Here is a 17,769-nt window from a genome sequence, read left to right on the forward strand (position 1 = left end):
GGCTTTGTGCATTGAGATGGGTCGTTTTCAGCCCAGCACGATAAGAGCGATGGTCAGCAAGCCCAGTGCCAGATTAATAATCACCCAGGTTTTGATGGATGCCACGGCGGCACCGCCCGCGGGCCATTCACTGGCTTGTACTGCGCGGCGCAGGCGCGGGTAGAGCGCAAAGCGGATGTGTCCAAAAATGGCCGCCATGACGACACCCAGCACTGTCATGCCGATCCAGGCGTGGGGCATTTGAAAGGTGCCACCGGATTCCGAGACTTGGCGGGCGGCGCCACCGATCATCCACGCGCCGCTGACAATCACGATCAATACTGCACCGAGCACGGCGTTCAGAAAGCGGCCCAGCACGTCTTGCATCAGACGCAGCCGTTGGGGAGGCTCGAGGGCGGCGACGGCGGGCCGCAGAAAACAGTGTGCAAAAATCATTCCGCCCACCCACAGCACGATGGCCAGAATGTGCACGAGCTTTAGAACGCTGTAAAACATGGCAGAATTTCCTGTAGTGTGGTGTCGGAGAGGCACCGTTCAATAGGCATCATATCGCCGTGAATCGACTTACACTGCATACTCTGTACGGATGGCGGACCTTTTATGGATTCGGCTACCCTTGATTGACTCTTTTTTCATAGGTTTTGACCATGCCCAGTTTTGACGTGGTTTCCGAAGTAGACAAGCACGAACTCAGCAACGCGTTGGATCAAGCCAACCGCGAATTGGCGACCCGCTTTGATTTCAAGGGCACTGACGCCAAGTTTGAGCTCGAAGGTTTTGTGGTCACGCAGATCGCGCCCAGTGCGTTCCAGTTAAAGCAGATGCTGGACATTTTGCGTGGCCGTTTATCGGCGCGCAGTATTGATGTACGTTGCCTGGAGGTCGCAGACCCCCTCGAAAACCTGGGTGGCGCCCGTCAGAAAGTCACCGTACGCGAAGGGATCGAGCAGCCCATTGCCAAGAAACTGATCGCCGCGATCAAGGCCGCAAAGCTCAAGGTCGAGTGCCAGATCAACGGCGACAAACTGCGCATCAGCGGCAAAAAGCGAGATGATCTGCAAGAGGCCATTGCACTGCTGCGCAAGACGGATGTGGACTTGCCGCTGCAGTATCAGAACTTCCGGGACTGACTTTTTCGCTTGCTGGGCTTTTTGATTGAGGGGCGATTGCCAAAGGTGATGCCGGCGGATGCCGCGACGATGGCAATAATCGCCGCGTATTGCGTCAGCGACAGCGTCTCGCCCAGAAACATCAGCCCCGAAATGGCGCCAAAGACGGGCTCCAGGCTGAGTAGCGTGCCGAACACCCGGACCGGCATGCGGCGCAACACGCTGATTTCCAGCGCATATGGTAAGGCGCTGGAGAGCACCGCGACGCCAATCGCCCAGGGCAGGATGTCCAGGGAAAACAGGGCCGTGCCGGCGTGCGCCAGTCCGATGGGCAACACGAACAGGGCGGCGACGCTCGTCGCCAGCGCGATGGTCTGTGTGCCCAGGTGCATACCTGCCCGGCGACCCAACACGATATACAGCGCCCAGCATAGCCCGGCCGCCAGTGCAAACAATACGCCGACGGGGTCCAGGGTGTCGACGTCGGCACCATGCGGGATGAGCAGCAAAATGCCTGCCACCGCCAGGGTGATCCAGGCAAAATCAATCAGTCGGCGTGATGACAGCAGCGCCACCGCCAGTGGGCCGGTGAATTCCAGCGCGACTGCGATCCCTAGCGGGATGGTGTTTAGCGCCATATAAAACAGCAAGTTCATGGTGCCAAGCGATACCCCGTAGGCCGCTACGAGACGCCACCCTGACGCGGTCATGCGTACGCGCCACGGCCGGAAATAGACCAGCAGGAGCAACGCCGAGAGAAAGAGCCGCAGCGCGGCGGTGCCCTGTGCCCCGACCGCGGGGAACAACGTCTTGGCCAGGGCGGCTCCTCCTTGCAACGACAGCATGGCCACTATCAGCAGCAAGACGGGATAGAACGAGATGGCGGGCGATTGCGCGGTGGGCGTAGACATAAACTGCGTGAGATCAGGCGCTGGACGGCCAGCAGGCGCCCATTCTACGGTACCTCGCGCTCTTACCTGCACGCGCCTTTTTGGAGGAGCAGGAGGCCTTCGATCGGCTTAGGCGGTATTCGGTCGGCCCTGAATGCCAACGGCGCCGCGAGGTCATGACCTCGCGGCGCCGTTGGGGTGAGCCTGGCTCTTACTCTACGAGGCGCTTGGTGCTGTACAGCTCGACCGGCAGACGCTTCAGAACCGGCAGGTTCGTGTTGACGTCCTTGGTTTGCATGTCGATGTAGGTTTGCAGCACGTCGGCATCCAGCACGCCAATGTCTTGGCGGCGGTCGGCGGGTACGTTGGCCAGTGTGGTGTAGCCATCGCCACCCGTCGCATTGAAGCTCAGGACAAAGAGCTTGTAGCTGCGGGCAGGATTCAGGGCTTGCCAGCTGTTGGTGGCGGAATCGAACACTTCCACGTTGGAGACGCGATTGCCTTTGGATGCCAGGCTGTCCACCTCAAAACGCAAGCCGCCGGCGTAGGGGTACGGACCCGTCGAGCCGGTTGGACCGTAGACGGCTTCCAGGCCGTCTTCCAGCATGCCGAGGACTTCTTCGCCCGTGATGTCCAGGCGCCACAGCATGTTGCCGAAGGGCAAGACTTCGATGACGTTGGCTGCCGTCACGTTGCCTTGCAGCGGGATACGCACACCGCCGCCACTTTGCAGCGAGATGTCCGCGCCACCGTACTGGGCATTGGCGACCTCGAGATAGGCTTGGGCGACCAGTTGCTGAATGTCTCCACCGCGGGCGTTAACGCTGCCTTCGGCATTGCATTGGGCGCTGGAGCGACCATAGTCCACCGAGCCGGGACCGCCCGGGACACGTCGCGAGCAGAGTTCTTGCGGTACGGATGCCACAACGCTGCGGCTGTAGACGTCCACTTGTTCTTTGAACGGTTCCAGGGTGGCGACGGCGTTGGCATCGGGGGCCTGCACGCGCAGCGTGCTGCTTGCCTCGATGTCGGCCTGCATGGCGGCTTCGTCGGCAGGGTTGGGCGCGGTGCCGCCCACGGTCAGCGTCTCGCCGATCAGCACATGCGGGCGACCCTCGCAAGCGGTGACGTCACCATTTTCGTCAAAGCTGACTTTCAGTTCCCCGACGACTTGGGCGTATTCCCAGGCCTGCACGACGCAGACGCGCTTGCCGTCTTTATCGGTCAGCCTGGTGGGATAGGCTCCCGCCGGCGTGCCGATGCCGTAGTCGGCCATCGAGTCGGGGCCCAGCAAGCTGTGCGAGTCGCCGCCAACGATAACGTCTACGCCGCTCAGGTTGGCGGCTACTTCCTGGTCGTACCCATAGCCGATATGGCTCATCACAACGATTTTGTTGACGCCTTGGTCGCGTAACGCATCAATCTGCTGTTGAGCGGCTTCGGTTTCGTCGGAAAACGTCGTGCCCGGCGTGGGGCTGGAGGACTGCTGGGTTTTGTCCGCGATCGTCAAACCGATCAGGCCGATGGACTGGCCATCGCGCTGGACCGTGATCGAGGGCTGTACCCAGTCCGGTGCCTTGGCGGGGTTCAACGCAGAGTCGGGGCCAAAGCTGACGTTCGCGCTGAGCAGCGGGGTTTGGCAGGACCCGGCGTGCAGGAACTCGATGAACTGATACAGGCCGTCGTCGCCCTTGTCGAACTCGTGGTTGCCGAGCGTCATGGCGTCAAAGCACACCGTATTCATCATGGCGGCATCGGCTTCGCCTGCCTCGCCTGCGCGGTTGAAGTACAGCGTGCCCGTCATGGCGTCGCCCGCGTGCAGTTTGAGCACGTTGGGGGATTCCGCGGCCAATTCGTTGATGGCCGCGGTCACACGAGGGAAGCCTCCGGCGTCAACCGCAACATCGGTCGCTGTCCCGCTGGCATTCTTGAGCTGCAGGGTTTTGCTCTTGCTGTCGAGATTCGAGTGGTGATCGTTGACGTGCAGAATCGTCAAATCCATTGCCCGGCTGACGGCGGGCGGGGGAGGTGAGTCGTCATCGTCATCGTCGTTGCTATTACTACAACCGGCTAGCAGCGCCAAGCTGCTGAGCACTAGTACTTGGGTATTCCTCTTCCAGTTTTTCATAGCGTTTCATAATATGTCACCAGGAAACGGCATGATTGAGGATGCAGATGACCGTGGAATGAATACTCTATGACGATGCGATGACTCGTTTGTCAGTTGGCGATGGCAAGTCGCCACAACGAGGTGATTTCCGCGGCTCGTGCCATGTGCAACGGGTCAGTCGGATCCGTGGCACGGCCGTGTGTCGGACGTGCGTCGAGCCGATCGATGACGCGCAGGCCGGCCTGCGCGATGTGAGATGCCAGTTCACCGGGCTGGCGTAACCCAAGGTGCTCGGCCAGATCCGACAAGATCAACCAGCCTTCGCCGTCTGACAGCAGGTGTGCACGCAGGCCTTGCAAGAACCCGCGCAGCATGCGGCTGTCCGGGTCGTAGATGGCGTATTCCACGGGTGCGCTGGGGCGCGCGGGGAGCCAGGGCGGGTTGCAGACGATCAGGGGGGACTGTCCGTCCGGGAAAAGGTCAGCCTGACGTAGTTCGACATGGGCTTGCAGGCCCAGGCGGTTCAGGTTTTCCTGTGCGCAATGGAGGGCGCGCGGATCCTGGTCTGTCGCAATGACATGATCGACGCCGCGCTGCGCCAACACGGCCGCCAGGACGCCGGTGCCTGTGCCAATGTCGTAGGCCAACGCCGGGTGGCCCCCCGGCAAGGGCGCGCGCGCGACCAGATCGATGTATTCCCCTCGTACCGGCGAAAACACGCCATAGTGCGGATGAATACGCGCATTCAACGCGGGGATCTGCACCCCTTTTTTGCGCCATTCGTGCGCGCCGATAATGCCCTGCAGTTCCCGTAATGAGGCAAGGTAGGGACCGGATGACGGCCCATAGGCCTCGAGGCAGGCTTGTTGCACGTCAGGTGCCCGACGCAACGTCACTTGATGATCTGAATCAAAGGGGACCAGGACGCTGCCCAACAGGCGTGCGCGTTGCGATTGCGCCTGCCGATGACGATTAAAGGCGTCCAGTGGTGTAGCGGCGGGTTTGCGAGGTTTTTTATCAATCCGCCGAGCCAGCGCCTGCAATAACTGCCGTGCGTTATGAAAATCTCCGCGCCAGAGCAACTGCGTACCCTCGCAGATCAGCCGATACGCGGCATCCGCCGATAGCTTGTCGTCGGCAATCTGAATGCGCCCCGGCGGCGGGGCTGCGGATTCAGAGCGCCAGAGGGCACTGTGCGGCTGGCCGGATTCGGTCCAATGAACGAGGGGTAAAGCAGGCATGGGCATAGCAAAGAGTGAATGCCTCGCAATGTAGCAGTTTCCAGGACAAGCAGGGTCTCGAGACGCTTGGCCCGAATAACGCGGCGAGCGTGGGCAACTAATCTATCTGGGCACCAGATTGTTTAACGAGCTCTGCCCATTTGACGATTTCATCCTGGGAGAATTTGTTCAAGTCGGTGGTGGCCAGATCGCGTTGTTCTACCCCTTGGCTACTGAGCTTCGTCTTGACGGCCTGGGTGGAAAGCGCTGTGTGAAGAGCCTTTTGCAATGCGTTGACCGCCGGTGCGGGCGTGGAGGCCGGCGCGTAAATCATGAACCAGGCGACCAAATCGAACTCTCCGTCTATTTGCTCGGCAATCGTTGGTGTCTCGGGGGTGGAGGTGCTTCGCGTCGCGCTTGAGACGCCCAGTGCTCTGAGCTTGCCAGACTTGATATGGGGCAGGGTTGCGGCTGGGTGATAGAACATGAACTGCGTTTGTCCTGAGATGACGTCTGTGACGGCCATGCCTCCTTCTTTATAGGGGACATGTGTCATCTCGCCACCCAGACGCGCTTTCAATAGTTCACCGGCGAGATGCCCCGATGTACCATTTCCGGCAGATCCAAAGCTGATACCTCCAGGCTTTGAGGCAGCGACGGCAAGATCCTCGAGCGATTGAAACGGCGAATCCGCTTTGACGATCAGTAGCGTAGGGGTCTGGCCTACCAGTCCGATGGGCACAAAATCTTTTATCGGGTCGTAGCCGAGTTTCTTGTAAAGGGTCTTGTTGATCGCATGGGTACCGACGGTTCCCATCAGGATGGTATAGCCGTCCGCAGGGGAACGAGCCACCTGTTCCGTGCCGATCGTGCCACCCGCGCCGGCTTTGTTTTCAACGATGATGGATTGCCCCAGCGACTCAGACATCGCATTGGCCATGACACGTGCGACGGTGTCGGTGGATGTCCCGGGGCCAAAGGGGACGATCATTCTGATGGATTGCGTGGGGTAGTCCTGGGCGTGAACGGGACTGGAGAACATGCTAAACAGGCAAACGCCTACTGTCAGCGCCGCCGCTTTGCATCGCAATGTCATGAATCGAGTCTGATGGAAAATAGTTGGCATGATGTCTCATCCTGGGTTTTTGTTATAAGTGGTGTTTACGATTGATCTGAACCAAAGCCAGCGGGGAATTCTCCGTCGTACTTCAGTTCCCGAGTCGCCTGATAGGACAGCGCAAATCCGATGGACTGTTGTAGTTCTTCGTTGAGATGCGCGATCAAGCCCGCTGTCCTAGCCAGAATCGGAACGCCCTTTAATGCTGCAAGCGGAAAGCCCACGCCCAAGAGCACGGCGGGGATCGCCGCGGAGACGTTGAGCCGAAGATCCTTGCCGATGATGGCGGGTATTTGTTTTTCTATTTCTTCCGCAATAGCAATGTAGCTGAGATCGGCGCCACTGATCCGGGCGACGTCGAGTAGTCTCGCGACGCGTGGATCTCGCGTTTTATGTAGTGGATGCCCATAGCCTGGAATGGCTTTGCGGGCAGCGTGAAGCGCTTGCAGCTCTGCCTGTACGGCGGCCTCCAGCGTCGCGCCGCTAGCCTGGCGATCTTGAATGTCGACGAAAAGTCGCCCGGCATTCTCCGACGCGCCAAGAATGACGGAGCCACATCCTAGGATGCCGGCCGCAACGGCGCCTTGGAGCGCATCCGGGGCCGCGGCAAGTGTCATCCTGCTGGCCTGGACGCTAGGGACAAGGCCATGTTCCGCGATGGCGACAAGTGTGGCGTTCAGTACGGCGGTTGCCGCTGGGGAGGGGCGTTTGCCTGTGACTAATAAATGGAAATAGTCCGTGAAGGAAATCTTGCCGATGAGGTCCTTGCACAGGTCTTCGCCACGTACGACGATGGTGTGTTCGTCGGAGGTGCAGATTGCACTATGAGGGATAGTTGCTTTGCCGATTTTCATGAGGCTACCTTAGGTTGGGCATCGTTCCGGAAGGGAATAGAGCGCTCGGAACTCAGGTTCGCGCAGGTGCGAGACAAAAATCGAATTCCGCGCACCAATAAGGAGTCGCCATTTCCCGACCGTCAGGCGCGGCGCCAGGGTTTTGATAATGGAAATCGACGATCAGGCTGTCACGCACGCCGAATACCACATCGGAGTCGATATAAGGACTATTCGCGACGAATAAATGGGTGGTGATATCGACGTAGCCAGGCGCTGAAAGCTTGAAATGGATGTGGCCGGGACGATTCGGGTGTTGGCCAATTTTCTTGATCATTACGCCGACGGGGCCGTCCATGGGGATGGGATAGTAGCTGGGTCGGATCGACCAGAACGCATAGCGTCCGTCCGCATCGGTCACGAAGCGTGCTCGCGCCAGCATTTCCGTTTGTCCCTCGACTTGCATGTCGTAGACTCCTTCGCCGTCACCCGACCATACGTCCAGGACCACGCCGGACATCGGGTTGCCTTGTGGGTCGGTGACTCGGCCAGCGTAATACGCCGGCTCACCCGCAACGTCCTGTGCAATGTTGCTGCCCATTTCTCTCTGAGGCGCACCGGCCCAATAATAGGGGCCCTGGACGGTGGCTTCTGTCGCGGCAGCGGCCACCACCGGTGTGGCCGAGGCACGGGCTTGCGCGGCCATGACAACCTGCATAGACGCGCCGAGCGTGTCGGACAGCAAAATGAATTCTTGGCGTTTCTCCGTACACGTTTGGCCTGTTTTTGTTAGAAACTCGATCGCGGCCATCCATTCGTCCGGTGTTAAATCGACTTCGCGGATGAATTCATGCAGTTTGGTGATCAGTACAGTCATCAAGACCTTGAATCTTGGGTCCTGCGTGTCGGCCAATCGCTCGATGACCGTCTGGGTCAGTTGTAGGCTTTCTTGTTGATGCATCGATATTCTCCTGATGTTTTTTCTTACCGGGTCATGTGAATCATGATTGCCTGTCCAGGCGCGCACTATTGACCCAACGCACGCGCATGGGTTTGAGCACAAACAGAGCGAGCAGCGCGGCGAGAATATCCAGTCCGGCAATGCAATAAAAAATCAGATCCCAGGATTGAGTTTTCTCGTACAGCAGTGCTGCGAACGGCCCGCCCAGGATAGACCCCACGGCGGTAGCGATCAGGAGATAGCCAAAGTTTTTTGCTGCATGTTTTGTTCCGAACGCGTCGGCCTGTAGCGACGGAAACAAGGAGTAGATTTCGCCCCATCCAAAGAAAACGACGGCAGAAAGCACGACGAAAGCGACTGGGTTTGATCCAAACTTCAGTAGCAGCAGGATGGATGCCGCCTCCATCAGAAATGCGATCAACATGGTCGGCTCCCGACCGATTCTGTCGGAGATCCAGCCAAAAAAAGGCCGCGTCAAGCCGTTGGCGGCTCGATCCAGGGTCAGGGCGAGAGGAAGCGCGGCCATCCCCAACACAAGTGTGGTGTCGGATATGCCGAAGTGTGTCGCCAGTGCCCCCAGTTGAGATATGGCCATGAGTCCACCCGTGGCAACCATGGCCATGATGAAAAACATGAGCCAAAAAAGTGGGGTGCGCAACATCTCACGCGAGTTGAAGTGTGCCGCCGATGTTGTCGTGGGTGAGGCGTTTTCCTCGGATAGGTTCGTGGCCGTTACGCGTTTCATGCCCAACGATGCCAACACGATGATGGCTGACAGCACGACGCCGAAGACTACTAGCGTGGTTTGCAGACCGTGATTCCGAATGCTTGACGCGATGGGAAAGGTGGTGACAATTGCGCCCAGCCCATAACAGCCGGCCGCCATGCCGACGGCGAACCCTCTACGACGCGGAAACCACTGCACCATGAGTTCGATCACGGCGACATAAACCCATCCCGTACCGATGCCGGAGAGCACGCCGTATGTGATGTACAAGAGCGGAAGCGAGGTGACGTAGGCCGAACTAATCCAGCTGAGTCCCACAAGCAGGCCGCCCGCGGCGGCAAAGGTGCGCGATGAGAATCGGCTGGCGAGTTCGCCATGTAGTGGACCGATTCCGCATTGAAAGATGCTGAATAATGCGAACGTGACCTGCAGCGCCGAGAGAGAAACGTCAAGCGAGCTTCTGAACGGTTGGACGAATAGCGCCCAGACATACTGAGGGCTGGAGATTGCCATCATGGCAATCATGCCGAGTACGAGCTGGATCCATGGTTGTCTTGTCCTGATTTGATCCAGCCCGGCTGGGCTGGCAGGGGTCGGGGCGAGTGTAGACGTCGAGGCGTGAGTCACTGTTGTCTCCAATAATTATTTTGTCAGGAACATCAACTCAGGGTTTGCGTGTTTTCTGCTCCGTTAGCAGCGATGCGCGGATGTCGGCGCTGTGTTCACCCAGTAAAGGGGGAGGGATGACTTCCAAGGGTCTTTGCCCATCGAAACTCACCGGGGAACGAACGGTTTTCCACGCGCCGAGGGTGGGGTGCGTACCTTGAATCTCCAATTGCATATGCTTGGCCTGCGGGTCTTGCAGGGCTTCACTGGTGTCATAAATGGGCGCATGGGGGACATCCTCCGCTGCGAGGCGCTCGCACCATTGCGCTCGTGTGCGGGTGATGAAAAGGGAGCCCAACAACTCAATCAATATCGCTTGGTGATGAATACGCGCCTCACGCGTTGCGAATCGCTCATCCTTGAAAATGTCGGGGCGCTCGATCGCTCTGGCTAGACCTTGCCAGAACTTTTCTGGCGACGACATGTGTAGCGCCACCCATTTGTCGTCCGCGCATTTCAAGGCATAAGATTGTGAGACGCTTGGACGACTATAGGGGCCCATGACCTCGTTTTCAGCGAAGAAATGCGTGAAGGCATCCAGGTTGAAGTGGCTCATCGCCTCTAACATCGAGACTTCTACGGATCGGCCAACACCGGTGTGGTTTCTTTCTACCAACGCCCCCAGAATCCCGTAGGCAGCGTAAAAACCGGTAAGCGCATCTGCGATAGCGGGGCCGACAACGCGGGGATTTTCTGGGTTAATCAGCAAGTTCAGAAAGCCACTCGCCGCTTGCGCCACCGTATCGTAGGCCGGGCGCCCCGATGCCGGCCCTGTTTGTCCAAAACCGCTGATTGCGCAGTAAATCAGTCTGGGATTGAGCTGGCGTAACCGCTCCTCACTGACACCAAGGCGTGCGGTGGTACCCGGGCGAAAGTTCTGTATATAGACATCCGCTTTTCGGATCAGCGCATCGAATACCTCGGCGTCGTCCGCCTGTTTTGTATTCAACGTGATGCTGCGTTTATTGCGGTTATACGTTTGGAAGTGCGGGCTATAGAGTCCGCCTTTGAATGCCCGGAATGGATCGCCCGTTTCGGGTTGCTCGACCTTGATGACATTGGCGCCCAGGTCGGCCAGCAGCATTCCCGCCGCAGGTCCTGTGATGAACGTGCCTTGTTCTATGACGGTAATGCCATCCAATACTTTCGCCATGCGTGTGATCCTCATTCGTGACGGGAAGCGCACCGTCGGACCGCTGAGAGCGTCGTTTTCTCAGCCATTCCCCGCTTATGGGGAGTGAGCGCAAGACTAAATGACCCGGACGAAAGATGAAAATGATGATTTTCTTCCGTTATCATTGATGCCATCGATTAATGGGAGGTCGTGTGGAGCTGCGCCACCTCAGGTATTTCATTGCCTTGGCCGGCACGTTGAACTTCACTCGCGCTGCCGAGAGTGTTCATGTGACGCAATCGACGCTGTCTCACCAGATTCGCCGGCTTGAGGACGAGATTGGTCAACCTCTCTTTGCTCGGGTCGGGAAACGGGTTTTCATCACGGAGGCGGGCGAGGCCTTTTTGACCTATGCCTCTCGTGCGTTATCGGAGATCGATCAAGGCCTGGGTGAGTTAAAGGCGCGGGACGTGTCAATGTCTGGCGTGGTTCGCGTCGGGACGACCCATACGTTTAATCTTGGGTTCATCCCCGAGTGCGTGGCTCAGTTTCTGTTGCGCAACATCACCGTGAAAGTCGTGATTGAAGAGTTGCCCGCTGACGCGATCGCAGCCAGCCTGGATGCTGGCCAATTAGATATCGGCGTGGCCTATCGCCCTGAGTTGCGTTCTGGGTTGCGTTTTGAACCCTTATTTAACGAGGAGCTTGTCCTGGTCGTTGCCAACTCGCATCCCTGGGCCGGCAGGAAACGTATCCGCATGATCGAGCTGCATCGAGAACCTCTGGTCATGTTGCCCAGTAGTTTCTCCACTCGGCGCATGCTGGACGAATTCTTGACTGCGGCAGGGGCTTCACCGAACATCATTGCGGAGATGAACACGGTAAGTGCCATGCTTGGACTTGTCTCCCGGATTCAAGTCGGCGCGATTGTGGCCTCTAGTGCGATTAACGAAAACAGCGGATTGTGCGCCTTACCGATCGAGGGGCCAACGCCTATGCGAACGCCAGGGTTGCTGTTCAAGGAGGGTCAGGCTCAGTCAAAGCCCGTGCGGGCATTTGCCTCATTAATTCGAAAAACGGCAATGATTTCGACGCTACGGCCCAGGAAATCAAAGAGATGATTTTGTTTGTTGCGTGATCGCGTATGCAACGAAATCACTGACGTCCACGATAAGATGCCGTCAAAAGAACAGGAACGTCCAGGAAAATCCCAGACGTCCCCATTGGCGCCAATGCCGAGGCACCGTTAGAACAACACAGCCGTCTTTTGCAGCGTTATCCAGATCCCCCAGATCAGCGGGATCCCGACGCAAGCCCAAGCAAACCACACCACCGCGAGGGGTGTTTTGAACGTGGAACTGGAGAACCCGTGGACCTCGGCCGCGGCGGCACGCTCATGGGCGAGTGCCTTCTCGCGTGAGAGTTCTTCCTCGCCCATGAAATACTTGGGGTTCACCGGCCGTATCGCCAAGTTGCACAGGAAACCCAGTACGAGCATGCCGGCCAGCACATACATGGTGATGTCGTATACCTGCGCACGGGGCACACCGATAGAGAGCTGATATTCGCGAATGTAGTTCACGAGTACCGGACCAAAAATCCCTGCCGCCGACCATGCCGTCAGAATCCGCCCGTGGATGGCGCCTACCATCTGTGTGCCAAACAAGTCTGCCAAATAGGCCGGCACCGTTGAAAACCCGCCGCCATACATCGAAATGATGACGCAGAACGCGCCGACAAACAGCGCCAGTGCGCCTAGGTGGGCCGACCAGGGGACCGACGAATACAGCACAAAACCCAGTACCAGGAAGACAAAATACGTCATCTTGCGCCCGAGCTTGTCCGATAGCGTAGCCCAGAAAAAACGTCCCCCGATATTGAACAGGCTCAGCAGTCCGGTAAATCCGGCAGCGGTGGCGGCGATGACGGCCAGTTGCGTCTTGTCCAATTGGCCATAGAGCAACTCGGGCTGCCCGAGCAGCGTGCCGCCGAATACTTCTTGCAACAGCGGCGAGGCCATGCCGAGAATCCCGATGCCTGCTGTCACGTTCAAGCACAGCACCAGCCATACCAGCCAGAACTGGGGGATACCCCACACACGCTTCACGTGCACATGGCCCTTGGTGATCATGGCATTGTTGGCGTGCTTGACGGGTTCCTTCCAGCCTTCGGGTTTCCAGCCGGTAGGCGGGACACGGTAGCCTAGCGCGCCCGACACCATGAACACAAAATAGATGATGGCCAATGCGATGAATGTTTGCGCGACACCCAGACCGTCCGGCGTGGCAAAGTGGCGCATCAACATGTCTGCCAAGGGGGCACCGATCATGGCACCTCCGCCGAAACCCATGATGGCCATCCCGGTCGCCATGCCGCGCCGATCAGGAAACCATTTGATCAGGGTGCTCACGGGCGAGATGTAGCCCAACCCCAGCCCGATGCCGCCGATCACTCCGGAGCCTAGCCACAGCATCCACATCTGGTGTAGATGAATGCCTAGTGCAGAAATGAGGAGACCGCCGCACCAGCATACCGCCGCGACGATGCCGGCTTTGCGCGGACCTGCACGTTCCAGCCAGCCACCCCACAATGCCGCGGCGCAACCCAGCAACACGAAAAAGAGAGTAAACATCCACCCCATTGTCGAAATGCGCCAGTTGCACTGTGTGGTGAACAACTCTGCAATCAGGCCGACATCTGCCGAGCAGGTTGCGACGGACGTACCCAATGCCTTGGATAGGGGCAGCCAGAATACCGAGAATCCGTAGGCCATCCCGATACATAAATGGATGGCCAAGGCCGCGGGCGGCACTAACCAGCGATTGAAATTTGGTCCTGCAATCGTGCGCTCTTTATCTAAAAATCCCGGGCGCATGCCCGGCAAATCCAGTGTGGCAGTGTTGCTCATAGTGTCTCCTCTCAGGGGGAACGGCTCACGGGCCGATAGGGACGCTCGCGGATGAGTGCGGCGCCTCTGGGTGTTGTTATGGGGTAAGACGGGGTCGAGCGGTCTTGCGTTAAGCAGGTTGGGCCGGTGTCAAACGAGCGCGGTTGCGGGTAATGGCTTCGAGCATCAGCGCGTGCAAGCGGACGTCGTCGGCCTGGCCGTCCGCGTGTTGATCCAGAAAGCCCAGCAAGGCGATACGCATGCGAGGTTCCCAGGATTTCTGAATATGCGTGGCGGCGCTGTCCAGCGCTTCTTCGCGGTCGGGCAGCGCATCGAAATACTCGCCGATGCGATTGGCCATGCGGATAAGATTGGCGATGTCCATGACGGTTAGCTCTGAATGCGTTCAGCGTGTGAGTAAATGGTGGCGTCGGCATGGCGTACAAAACCGAGCAGCGCCACATTGGTGTTCTGCGCGAGGCGGATCGCGAGCGCAGTGGGGGCCGAGACCGCTGCCAGGATGCCGATACCGGCGGCGGCGCATTTTTGCACCATTTCAAAGCTGGCGCGGCTCGATACCAGTACCAGGCCGTTTTGCAGAGCTTCATCGCGTCGGGTCAGGGCGCCGATCAGTTTGTCCAGGGCGTTGTGGCGCCCAACGTCTTCGCGCACAACCTGCACCTGTCCACTGGCGTTGGCCCAGGCGGCGCCATGGGTGGCGCCCGTCATGTCGTGCAGGGTCTGGCGCGCGCGCATGGCGCGCATGGCGTGCAGAATGGCAGGGAGTGAAATCGGCGTGGCATCGGGCACGGCGGCGACTTGGCGCAGGACCTCCGGTAGCGTCTCGACGCCGCATAGTCCGCAGCCGGTGCGGCCCGCCATGGCGCGTCGACGCGCTTTCAGCCGGGCTTCGCACGCGCTGGAGATTTCAAGTTGCACCACGATGCCGTTGTGCTGCGGCACGATGTCAATGCCGCGTAGATCCGAGGGCCGATCAATAATGCCTTCGGTCAGAGAAAAACCCAGTGCGTAATCTTCGAGATCGCTGGGCGAAGCCAGCATCGTGGCGTGGCTAATCCCGTTGTATTCCAGCGCGATAGGCGTTTCTTCTGCAACGCGGTCGGTTTGCGTACTGGCTTCGAGCGCTCCTCCGCGCACGCGCAAGACGGCCGCCTCGGCGTAGTCCGAGCGGTGTTGGGTGAAATCGGGAAGATGATCCATAACGTTATTGGATTGTGTCGACGTTACTTACTGACGAGGGTGGCTTCGGTTTCACGGGCGCGTTCGCGCAGCAGTTTTTGCTGGATGTCGCTAAAGCGCGACCATTGCCGTTGCCACTCGGAGGGTTGCGAGACCCGCATCACTTGCACGGCGGTGACCTTGTATTCCGGGCAGTTGGTGGCCCAGTCGGAGTTATCCGTCGTGACCACGTTGGCACCGGACTCGGGAAAATGGAACGTGGTGTAAACCACGCCCGGTTGTACCCGGTCCGTCAGCGTGGCGCGCAGCACGGTTTCACCCGCACGGCTTTGCACCCCCACCCAATCGCCTTCGGCGACGCCGCGGTCTTCGGCGTCTTGCGGGTGGATTTCCAGGACATCCTCGTTATGCCAGGCGACGTTGGGGGTACGGCGGGTCTGCGCGCCGACGTTGTACTGAGACAGGATGCGCCCCGTCGTCAACAACAGCGGGAACTTGCGCGTGCTGCGCTCATCCGATGGGACGTATTTCGTGATCATGAACTTCCCCTTGCCGCGTACGAATTCGTCAATATGCATAATGGGGGTGCCCTCGGGCGCCTCATCGTTGCAGGGCCATTGCAGGCTGCCCATGCGATCGAGTTTTTCGTAAGAGACTCCGTTAAACGTTGGCGTAAGCCGGGCGATCTCATCCATGATTTCGCGGGGATGACGGTAGTTCATGGGGTAGCCCAGCGCGTTAGACAGTGCGACCGTGACTTCCCAGTCGGCCATGCCGTTGCGGGGTTCCATGACCTTGCGCACGCGTGAAATGCGTCGTTCGGCGTTGGTAAAGGTGCCGTCTTTTTCCAGGAACGATGAGCCGGGCAAGAACACGTGAGCGTACTTGGCGGTTTCGTTCAGGAAAAGGTCCTGGACCACGATGCACTCCATGGCCGCCAGCGAGGCGGCGACGTGCTGGGTGTTGGGGTCGGACTGGACAATGTCTTCGCCTTGGCAGTACAGGCCCTTGAAGCTGCCCGCCAAGGCCGCCTCGAACATATTGGGAATGCGCAAGCCGGGTTCGGACTGCAGGGTGACGCCCCAGTCTGCTTCGAACTGGGCCCGTGTCGCGTTATCGGAAACGTGACGATAGCCCGGCAACTCGTGGGGAAACGAGCCCATGTCGCAGGAGCCTTGCACGTTGTTCTGGCCGCGCATGGGGTTCACACCCACGCCTTCGCGACCAATGTTGCCCGTCGCCATGGCCAAATTGGCAATCGCCATGACGGCCGTTGAGCCCTGGCTGTGTTCGGTGACGCCCAAGCCGTAGTAGATCGAGCCATTGTCGCCGGTGGCATACAGGCGCGCCGCGCCGCGTACATCGTCCGCCGGGACGCCGGTGTCTTCTGCAGTGGCTTCAGGAGAGTTTTCGGGGCGGGCGACAAAGTCGCGCCATTGATTGAATGCTTTGGTTTCGCAGCGCTGGGCGACGAAGTCTTCGGCGACCAGGTCTTCGGTCACGATCACGTGGGCCAGCGCGGTGAGCAGCGCGACGTTGGTGCCGGGACGCACGGGCAGATGATAGTCCGCCTTGACGTGAGGCGAGTTGACCAACTCGATACGGCGCGGATCGATGACGATCAGCTTGGCGCCCTCGCGCAGCCGGCGTTTGAGGCGAGACCCGAATACCGGGTGGGCGCTGCTGGGGTTGGATCCCATCAGCACGACGACGTCTGTGTGCATGACGGAGTCAAAGGTCTGCGTGCCGGCGGATTCGCCCAGGGTTTGCTTCAGGCCGTAGCCGGTAGGCGAATGGCAGACGCGTGCGCAGGTGTCGACGTTGTTGGTGCCAAAGGCCGCGCGCACCAGTTTTTGCACCAACCAGGTTTCTTCGTTGGTGCAACGCGAAGAGGTGATGCCACCAATGGAATCGCGGCCGTACTTGTCCTGCAGGCGGCGGAACTCAGAAGCGGTATAGGCGAGGGCTTCGTCCCATGAGACTTCGCGCCAGGGGTCGGTGATGTGCTGGCGAATCATGGGCTTGAGCACGCGCTCTTTGTGCGTGGTGTAGCCCCAGGCAAAGCGACCCTTGACGCAGGCGTGGCCGCGATTGGCCTGGCCGTCTTTCCAGGGCGTCATACGCACGACTTCTTGGCCCTTCATCTCGGCCTTGAATCCGCAGCCCACGCCGCAGTAGGCGCAGGTGGTGATGACCGAGTGCTCGGCCTGACCCATCATGATGACGGATTTTTCTTGCAGGGTGGAGGTGGGGCAGGCCTGCACACAGGCACCGCAGGACACGCACTCACTGTCGAGGAAGGACTGATCCTGGCCGGCCGCGACGCGCGAGGCGAAGCCCTTGCCCGAAATCGTCAACGCGAATGTCCCCTGGGTTTCTTCGCAGGCCCGGACACAGCGGTTGCAGACAATGCACTTGGATGGGTCGTATGAAAAGTAGGGGTTCGAGTCGTCGGTTTTATCTTTCAGGTGATTGGCGCCATCATAGCCATAGCGCACGGCGCGTAACCCCACCACGCCGGCCATGTCCTGCAGTTCGCAGTCGCCGTTGGCGGGGCAGGTCAGGCAGTCCAGCGGATGGTCGGAGATATACAGCTCCATGACGCCGCGTCGCAGTTCATGCAGTTTGGGGGTTTCGGTGTAGACCACCATGCCGTCTTCGACCGGCGTGGTGCACGACGCGGGATAGCCGCGACGCCCGTCGATCTGCACCAGGCATAGCCGGCAGGACCCAAAGGGCTCCAGGCTGTCGGTGGCACAGAGCTTGGGGATATTGATGCCGGCTTCGGCCGCGGCACGCATGACGGAGGTGCCTTCGGGGACGGACATTTCCTGGCCATCAATGGTCAGGGTGACAAGGCGGGCGTTGGTGTCGCGGGCGGGAGTGCCCAGGTCGCGGTCGCGCTTGATAACGGTTTCGAGCATGGCAGGTCCCG

At 59.3% G+C, this 17,769-nt stretch carries 15 protein-coding genes; 2 read left to right on the top strand and 13 right to left on the bottom strand.

What is annotated here, in order from left to right; all coding sequences use genetic code 11:
• Positions 1–27: 27 nt before the first annotated feature.
• Positions 28–495, bottom strand: coding sequence for a CopD family protein (locus tag ACYVDM_RS23720; RefSeq protein WP_415790266.1), 468 nt, complete (start codon positions 493–495; stop codon positions 28–30).
• A 152-nt stretch (positions 496–647) separates the two neighbouring features.
• Here ACYVDM_RS23720 and ACYVDM_RS23725 point away from each other — a divergent pair, with 152 nt between their 5' ends.
• The gene (locus ACYVDM_RS23725) at positions 648–1,130 is read left to right on the top strand and encodes a YajQ family cyclic di-GMP-binding protein (RefSeq protein WP_415790268.1); all 483 of its coding nucleotides are present in this window, start codon (positions 648–650) and stop codon (positions 1,128–1,130) included.
• Here the strand turns inward: ACYVDM_RS23725 and ACYVDM_RS23730 are convergent.
• The 8 genes from ACYVDM_RS23730 to ACYVDM_RS23765 all read right to left on the bottom strand — a co-directional run bounded on the left by ACYVDM_RS23730 (position 1,112) and on the right by ACYVDM_RS23765 (position 10,786).
• Positions 1,112–1,954 (bottom strand): EamA family transporter, encoded by an 843-nt coding sequence (locus ACYVDM_RS23730; protein WP_415790340.1) that lies wholly within the window; start codon positions 1,952–1,954, stop codon positions 1,112–1,114. The genes ACYVDM_RS23725 and ACYVDM_RS23730 overlap by 19 nt on opposite strands.
• A 256-nt stretch (positions 1,955–2,210) precedes the next feature.
• Complete coding sequence (locus ACYVDM_RS23735) at positions 2,211–4,127, bottom strand: bifunctional metallophosphatase/5'-nucleotidase (RefSeq protein WP_415790270.1); 1,917 nt, start codon at positions 4,125–4,127, stop codon at positions 2,211–2,213.
• 92 nt (positions 4,128–4,219) lie between these two features.
• The gene (locus ACYVDM_RS23740) at positions 4,220–5,350 is read right to left on the bottom strand and encodes a methyltransferase (RefSeq protein ID WP_460475478.1); all 1,131 of its coding nucleotides are present in this window, start codon (positions 5,348–5,350) and stop codon (positions 4,220–4,222) included.
• Positions 5,351–5,447: 97 nt separating this feature from the next.
• Positions 5,448–6,455: a Bug family tripartite tricarboxylate transporter substrate binding protein gene (locus ACYVDM_RS23745; protein ID WP_415790272.1), complete on the bottom strand. Its 1,008-nt coding sequence runs from the start codon at positions 6,453–6,455 to the stop codon at positions 5,448–5,450.
• A 35-nt stretch (positions 6,456–6,490) separates the two neighbouring features.
• Positions 6,491–7,300, bottom strand: coding sequence for a citryl-CoA lyase (locus ACYVDM_RS23750; protein WP_415790274.1), 810 nt, complete (start codon positions 7,298–7,300; stop codon positions 6,491–6,493).
• A 52-nt stretch (positions 7,301–7,352) separates the two neighbouring features.
• Positions 7,353–8,240, bottom strand: coding sequence for a dioxygenase family protein (locus ACYVDM_RS23755; RefSeq protein ID WP_415790276.1), 888 nt, complete (start codon positions 8,238–8,240; stop codon positions 7,353–7,355).
• A gap of 40 nt (positions 8,241–8,280) precedes the next feature.
• Entirely contained in the window at positions 8,281–9,594 is a 1,314-nt protein-coding gene (oxlT, locus tag ACYVDM_RS23760) for an oxalate/formate MFS antiporter (protein ID WP_415790278.1), read from the bottom strand.
• 37 nt (positions 9,595–9,631) lie between these two features.
• Positions 9,632–10,786 (bottom strand): CaiB/BaiF CoA transferase family protein, encoded by a 1,155-nt coding sequence (locus ACYVDM_RS23765; RefSeq protein ID WP_415790280.1) that lies wholly within the window; start codon positions 10,784–10,786, stop codon positions 9,632–9,634.
• Positions 10,787–10,959: 173 nt separating this feature from the next.
• Between ACYVDM_RS23765 and ACYVDM_RS23770 the strand changes: the two genes are divergently transcribed.
• Positions 10,960–11,868: a LysR substrate-binding domain-containing protein gene (locus tag ACYVDM_RS23770; protein WP_415790282.1), complete on the top strand. Its 909-nt coding sequence runs from the start codon at positions 10,960–10,962 to the stop codon at positions 11,866–11,868.
• A gap of 125 nt (positions 11,869–11,993) precedes the next feature.
• Here ACYVDM_RS23770 and ACYVDM_RS23775 read toward each other — a convergent pair whose 3' ends face one another.
• The 4 genes from ACYVDM_RS23775 to fdhF all read right to left on the bottom strand — a co-directional run bounded on the left by ACYVDM_RS23775 (position 11,994) and on the right by fdhF (position 17,758).
• On the bottom strand, positions 11,994–13,655 hold the full coding sequence (locus tag ACYVDM_RS23775) for an OFA family MFS transporter (RefSeq protein WP_415790284.1): 1,662 nt from the start codon (positions 13,653–13,655) through the stop codon (positions 11,994–11,996).
• A 109-nt stretch (positions 13,656–13,764) separates the two neighbouring features.
• The gene (locus ACYVDM_RS23780; RefSeq protein WP_415790286.1) at positions 13,765–14,019 is read right to left on the bottom strand and encodes a formate dehydrogenase subunit delta; all 255 of its coding nucleotides are present in this window, start codon (positions 14,017–14,019) and stop codon (positions 13,765–13,767) included.
• 5 nt (positions 14,020–14,024) lie between these two features.
• Complete coding sequence (gene fdhD / locus ACYVDM_RS23785) at positions 14,025–14,855, bottom strand: formate dehydrogenase accessory sulfurtransferase FdhD (protein WP_415790288.1); 831 nt, start codon at positions 14,853–14,855, stop codon at positions 14,025–14,027.
• A 23-nt stretch (positions 14,856–14,878) separates the two neighbouring features.
• A complete protein-coding gene (gene fdhF / locus ACYVDM_RS23790; RefSeq protein WP_415790290.1) occupies positions 14,879–17,758 on the bottom strand; it encodes a formate dehydrogenase subunit alpha in 2,880 nt (959 codons plus the stop codon).
• Positions 17,759–17,769 lie beyond the last annotated feature (11 nt).

It is taken from the genome of Bordetella tumulicola (assembly GCF_054779135.1).